Genomic DNA, 1,621 nt, shown 5'->3' on the forward strand with positions numbered 1-1,621 from the left:
GCGCTATATATCTTTTTAATTTTAATATCCCTGAAGATTATATAGGCCGGGTACAAGGTGGTTTAAGGGCTGGAGAAACCGGAAAGAACACCAACATCATTGCGTTACAGGAAACCGACTCAAACCCGCAGTTTGCCGCTGATGTGCTTAACAACATCATGAAGGAGTATGTGATTTTTGACAGGAATCAAAAAGCACAATCGGCATCCCAAATGATCGATTTTATCGACAGCCAGTTATCATTCCTTTCCAACGAGGTAAAAGGATCGGAAAGCTCAATAGAAAAATATAAAAACAAAACCAAGATACTTGATGTAAATTCGGCATCAACTACATCTGGCGCAAAGGCGGCCGAAATTGAAACAAACAGATCACTGTTAAAAATTCAGATGATAGCGCTTGATCAGCTAAGAGATCAAATAACCAGGGAAAAAGATAATGTTACTTTGAATTTTAGTGCAGGGGGAAACGATCTACCTGCGTTAAATGCTTTAATAGGCAAATTAGATGTACTAATATCTGAACGATCATCGTTATTAAAAACCTATACTCCAAATTCGCAGCCTCTGCAAGATATTAATCAGCAAATATTACAAACCAAACTTACAGCCTTAAATAATATAAAGGGGATCCGCAGCGCTGTAGAAAAAAATATAGCGTATTTGGATAACCAGTTATCGCAGGTTAACCAAACTTTAATGGCATTGCCATCAGCCCAGCGCGACCTGGTAAGTTTGCAAAGAGATTTCGAGATAAATGATAAGGTATACTCCTTTTTATCAGAAAAAAAGCTTGAGGCACAAATAAGCAGGGCAGGTATTTTGCCGGGGGCTACGGTTATTGAATTTGCTCAGCCCAATTTCAATGCTGTATCACCCAACGAGCATGATATCCACCGGTCGGCCATTATCTTTGGCCTGGCTATAGGCCTTGGCCTTATTATTTTAATCAGGGTACTTAATCCTTATATTTATGATAAGGAAACCATAGAAAGCCTTACCGCAATGCCTATACTTGGGGTTATCAGAAAATATCCCGAACCTATTGATGAAAACAGCCGGCAGGTTTTAGCCCTGAGCAAACCCAAGTCAATATTTGCCGAATCGGTTCGCTCGGTACGTACCAATCTGAGTTTCCTGGCATCAGAAAAAGCCAGCAAAATTATTTGCATAACTTCAGAAGTTGCCGGTGAGGGCAAGTCATTTGTGGCAGTAAATTTATCAAGTACGCTATCGCTCATCGATAAAAAGGTTATACTTATAGGTGCCGATTTAAGACGCTCAAGACTGCATAAAACTTTTCATGTACCTAATGACAAGGGCTTAAGCAACTATCTTGCCCACCAAAGTTCATTGGATGAAATAATAGTTCACTCCGAGCAGGAAAATCTCGATTTTATAGTTTCAGGCCCTGTACCCCCAAATCCATCAGAATTGCTGCACAGCAGCAGAATGCTTGCTTTAATTGCCGCTTTAAAATTAAAGTATGATATTATAATGATTGATACAGCCCCTATTGGTCTGGTATCAGATGCTATTCCACTGATCAGGATAAGTGATATCAATGTTTTTGTTATCCGATCGGGCAAATCTAAATTTTATGCGGCTACCGTTCCACAACG

The 1,621-nt window shown here is 39.7% G+C and carries 1 protein-coding gene; it reads left to right on the forward strand.

What is annotated here, in order from left to right; genetic code table 11:
- The coding region (locus tag AC1DPZ_RS26805; protein ID WP_477409250.1) for a polysaccharide biosynthesis tyrosine autokinase at positions 1-1,621 on the forward strand (1,621 nt) is incomplete at both ends.

This window comes from Mucilaginibacter sp. P4_G9, from assembly GCF_056400985.1.